Genomic DNA, 4,605 nt, shown 5'->3' on the forward strand with positions numbered 1-4,605 from the left:
GGCGATGCACGCCGCCGCCCAGGTGCTGGTGGGCCACCACGACTTCACCACCTTCCGCGACCTGGCGTGCCAGGCGAAGTCGCCGATGAAGACCCTGGACGTCGCCGCCGTGCGCCGCGAGGGCGGCGAGGTCATCCTCGAGTTCGCCTCGCGCTCGTTCCTGCACCGCCAGGTCCGCTCGATGACCGGCACCCTGGCCGAGGTCGGCGTCGGCCGCTGGACCAAGGCCGATGTCGCCGCCGCCCTGGAAGCCCGCGACCGCAAGGCCTGCGGCCCCGTCGCGCCGGCCGAAGGGCTATACCTCACCCACGTCGGCTACTGACACCGAACCCCAACCGGAGACCTCCCCCATGTCGCAAGGCCCCTGGAACCATCACATGCGCAGCGCCGGTGTCGCCGACGACATCGACTTCGAGATCAAGGGCGAGGAGCTCCAGTTCGTCGAGATCGAGCTGGATCCCGGCGAGAGCGCGATCGCCGAGGCGGGTTCGTTCGTGTGGAAGGACGCCTCGGTCGAGATGACCACCGTGTTCGGCGACGGTTCGGGCCAGCAGGGCGGCTTCATGGGTTCGCTGCTGGGCGCCGGCAAGCGCCTGCTGACCGGCGAGAGCCTGTTCACGACGGTCTTCACGCATCAGGGCCGCGGCAAGGCCAAGGTGGCGTTCGCCTCGCCGACGCCGGGCGCGATCCTGCCGATCAAGCTGGACTCGGTGGGCGGCACGCTGATCTGCCAGAAGGACAGCTTCCTGGCCGCGGCCAAGGGCGTGTCGATCGGCATCGCCTTCCAGCGCAAGGTCATGACCGGCCTGTTCGGCGGCGAGGGCTTCATCATGCAGAAGCTCGACGGCGACGGCTGGGTGTTCGTGCAGATGGGCGGCACGCTGGTCGAGCGCGAACTGGCGCCGGGCGAGCAACTGCACGTCGACACCGGCTGCCTCGCGGCCTTCACCCCCAGCGTGGACTTCGACCTGGAGATGGTGCGCGGCGTGAAGAGCGTCTTCTTCGGCGGCGAAGGCCTGTTCTTCGCGCGCCTCACCGGCCCCGGGAAGGTCTGGATCCAGTCTCTGCCGTTCGCGCGCCTCGCGGGCCGGATGCTGGCGGCGGCCGGGCCGGGCGGCCAGAACCGTGGCGAGGGCTCGGTGCTGGGCGGCCTGGGCGACCTGATCGGCGGCAACAACTAGACGGGCAGGAAGCGGGGAGGCCGAGGATGCGGTGGATCGGGCTGGCCGGGGCCTTGGCCGTGGCGACGGGCGCGCAGGCTCAGGCGCCCGCGGCGCCTTCCGCCGACCCTGTCGCGGGCGTGTTCGCGCGGTTCGGGGCGGACGATCCCGGCTGCGCGGTCGGCGTCGAGCGGACGGGGCAGGCGCCCGTCCTGCGCGGCTTCGGTTCGGCCGACCTGGAGCACGGGGTCGCCATCACGCCCGACACGATCTTCGAGGCCGGGTCGGTCTCCAAGCAGTTCACGGCCGCCGCGATCCTGCTGCTGGCGGCCGACGGCAAGCTGGCGCTCAGCGACGACATCCGGAAGTACCTGCCCGAGATGCCGGACTACGGCCGGCCGATCACCGTCGACATGCTGCTCTCCCACACCAGCGGCCTGCGCGACTGGGGCGAGGTGGCGGCGCTGGCGGGCTGGCCTCGGACCAGCCGCATCTACACGCCGCAGGAGGTGCTGCTGATCGCGGCGCGGCAGAAGAGCCTGAACTACACGCCGGGCGAGGCCTACTCGTACACCAACACCGGCTACAACCTCGCCGGCCTGATCGTGCAGCGGGTCAGCGGCAAGTCGCTGGCCGAGTTCACGAAGGAGCGTCTGTTCCAGCCGCTGGGCATGACGCGGACGAGCTGGCGCGACAACTTCCGCCGCGTCGTGAAGGACCGCGCCGTCGCCTACACGCCAGGCCAGAACGGGAACTGGCTGCAGGAGATGCCGTTCGAGAACACCTACGGCCACGGCGCGCTGCTGACGACGGTGGGCGACCTCCTGATCTGGAACCGGGCGTTGAGCGAGGGCCGGCTGGGCGCCGGGATCGCCGAGAGGATGGCCGAACGCCCCAAGCTGACCGGCGGGCGGCAGATCACCTACGCGCGGGGCCTGATGGTGCTGCCGTGGAGCGGGCGCGAGGAGGTTTCGCACTCGGGCGCGACGGCGGCCTACCGCGCCTGGCTGGCCCGTGTGCCGTCGGCCGGCCTGTCGGTGGCGCTGCTGTGCAACCGTGGCGACGTCAATCCGACCCAGATCGGCCACCGGGTGGTCGACGCCGTGCTGCCGCCGCCCGCGACGCCCGGCGCGGCGCGGCTGGCCCCGGACCAGGACCTGGCGCGCTTCCCCGGCGCCTACGTGGACGAGCGCACGGGCAACGTGCTGCGCGTCGTCGCCGACAGGGGCGAACTGCGCCTGCGCGGCGGCGGCGCCTTCCAGCCGCAGGCCGAGGCGGGGCGTTACCTCGGCGGCGGCATGGACTTCGCCTTCGCCGGCGACACCGTCGAACGCCTGGACCCGGCCGGCGAGAGGGTGACCTTCGCCCGCAAGGCCGAGTGGAGGCCGCAGGAGCCCGAACTCCTGCCCCTCGCCGGCGCCTATTCGAGCCCCGAGGCGGGCGGCGTGCTGGTGGTGAGCGTGAAGGGCGGGCTCGCCGTGGCCGCGCCCGCGGACCGGCCCAGCGCCTCCTACGTCCTGCAGCCGCTCTACCAGGACGCCTTCCAGGGCGACGGGAACCTGATCCGCATCGTGCGCGACGCGAAGGGCCGGCCGACGGCGCTGCGCTTCACCAACAGCCGTGTCTACGCGCTGGACTTCCGCCGCGTGGAGGCGCGCTAGAAGCCATCCTCACCCCCCTTGCGGCGGCCGTGGAAGAGGCAAGCCCGCCGTCGGGGCCGCGTCGCGCTCCTCGCCGTCCCGGCCGCCCATGAACACAGATCCAGCCAGGCTCGCAGCGGCGCCCGCCGCGGGCCGTCTCGGCATGCCGCCCGCACGGGGGTCCCGCCCGGAGTTCGGCGAACGTGCGCCGGGACGACGCGTCGCCTCGCAACCGCGCCGCGGACGACTATATTGCGCCGATGCCTGATACGAACATTCCCGACGACGTCGTCGGCGCCTTCCAGATCGAGGGGGAACCCGTCCGCGGCCGCGTGGCGCGCCTGGGTCCTGCGGTCGACGAGATCCTGCGCGGACACGACTATCCCGAACCCGTGGCGAACCTGCTGGGCGAGGCGTGCGCTCTGGCCGCCCTCGTCGGCTCGAACCTGAAGTTCGAGGGCCGCCTGATCGTGGAGGCCCGCGGCGACGGCCCCGTGCGCTACGTGGTGGCGGACTACGACACCTCGGGCGGCCTGCGCGGCTACTGCCGGTTCGACCCGGGCGAGGTCGAGCAGGTGAGCGGCGGCTTCCAGCGTCCCGGCGCCAAGAGCCTGCTGGGCCAGGGCGTCTTCATGATGACGGTCGACCAGGGGCCGGAGATGGACCGCTACCAGGGCATGACCGCCATCGAGGGCGAGACGCTGGCGCTCTGCGCGGAGCAGTACTTCGCCCAGTCGGAACAAACCCCGACCCGGGTCCGTCTGGCGGTCGGCCGCGAGGACGGCGGGTGGCGGGCCGGCGGCTTCCTCATCCAGTACATCGCCGCCGACGACACGCGCGGCGAGACCCTCGAGGCCTGGAACCGCACGCAGGCGTTCTTCGAGACCATCGGCGAGGACGAGCTGCTGGACGCGGACCTCTCGTCGGAGACGCTGCTCTTCCGGCTGTTCCACGAGGACGGCGTGCGCGTGTTCGGCTCGCGGCCGCTGCGCGCCTTCTGCCGGTGCAGCCAGGAGCGGATCGTGACGGTGCTGAAGAGCTTCGACGCCGCCGAACGCGACGACATGGTCGAGGACGACGGCAAGATCCACGTCACCTGCGAGTACTGCAGCCGCGTCTACGCCGTGGAGCCCGCGTCGCTGGCGGCGTGACGGGCCCCCTTCTCGGACAGGAAGGACCTACGCTGCGTCCAGCGCCCGGCTGACGTCGCGAATGAGGTCGTTCGCGCCTTCCAGACCCACGCTCATGCGCACCCAGCCCTCGGTGAGGCCGATCTCCAGGCGCTCGGCCTCGGGCATCGAACGGTGGGTGGTGGTGCAGGGGTGCGTGGCCATCGACTTGGCGTCGCCGAGATTGTTGGAGATGTCGAAGATCTCCAGTGCGTCGAGGAAGCGCCAGGCGGCCTCGCGGCTGCCCAGGTCGAAGGCCACGACGCTGCCGCCGCCGGTCATCTGGTTGGCGACCACCGCGGCCTGCGGGTGGTCGGGGCGGCCCGGATAGATGGTCTTGCCGACCTTCGCATGCGCGGCGATGGCGTCCGCGATCCTGCCGCAGGTCTCGGTCTGGCGGCGCACGCGCAACTCCAGCGTCTCCAGGCCCTTCAGCAGCACCCAGGCGTTGAACGGCGAGAGCGCCGGGCCGGTGTGGCGGTGCATGTCCTTGTAGGCGTCGGTCAGCAACTGGGCGTCGCCGAGGATCGCGCCGCCGAGGACGCGGCCCTGGCCGTCGATGTGCTTGGTCGCTGAATAGACCACCACGTCCGCGCCGAGCGCGAGCGGCTTCTGGAAGATCGGCGTGGCGAAGAC

Annotated in this window: 4 protein-coding genes and 1 pseudogene; 4 read left to right on the forward strand and 1 reads right to left on the reverse strand. The window is 71.8% G+C overall.

The annotated features are described in order from the left end of the window. The 4 genes and pseudogenes from JNL41_RS16315 to JNL41_RS16330 form a co-directional block, all read left to right on the forward strand. A pseudogene (locus JNL41_RS16315) lies at nt 1–322 on the forward strand (tRNA pseudouridine(38-40) synthase TruA); the annotation flags it as partial. Nucleotides 323–350: 28 nt separating this feature from the next. Further along, on the forward strand, nt 351–1,181 hold the full coding sequence (locus JNL41_RS16320; protein WP_293476778.1) for a TIGR00266 family protein: 831 nt from the start codon (nt 351–353) through the stop codon (nt 1,179–1,181). Nucleotides 1,182–1,207: 26 nt separating this feature from the next. Continuing rightward, nucleotides 1,208–2,821, forward strand: coding sequence for a serine hydrolase domain-containing protein (locus JNL41_RS16325; protein WP_293476780.1), 1,614 nt, complete (start codon nt 1,208–1,210; stop codon nt 2,819–2,821). A gap of 239 nt (nt 2,822–3,060) precedes the next feature. Then, nucleotides 3,061–3,951, forward strand: coding sequence for an Hsp33 family molecular chaperone (locus JNL41_RS16330; RefSeq protein ID WP_293476782.1), 891 nt, complete (start codon nt 3,061–3,063; stop codon nt 3,949–3,951). A 27-nt stretch (nt 3,952–3,978) separates the two neighbouring features. Here the strand turns inward: JNL41_RS16330 and JNL41_RS16335 are convergent. Continuing rightward, nucleotides 3,979–4,605 (reverse strand): PLP-dependent transferase (locus tag JNL41_RS16335; protein WP_293476784.1); only part of this gene is annotated, 627 nt, incomplete at its 5' end.

Origin of the sequence: Phenylobacterium sp. (assembly GCF_016793285.1) — a bacterium.
Lineage (GTDB): Bacteria > Pseudomonadota > Alphaproteobacteria > Caulobacterales > Caulobacteraceae > Phenylobacterium.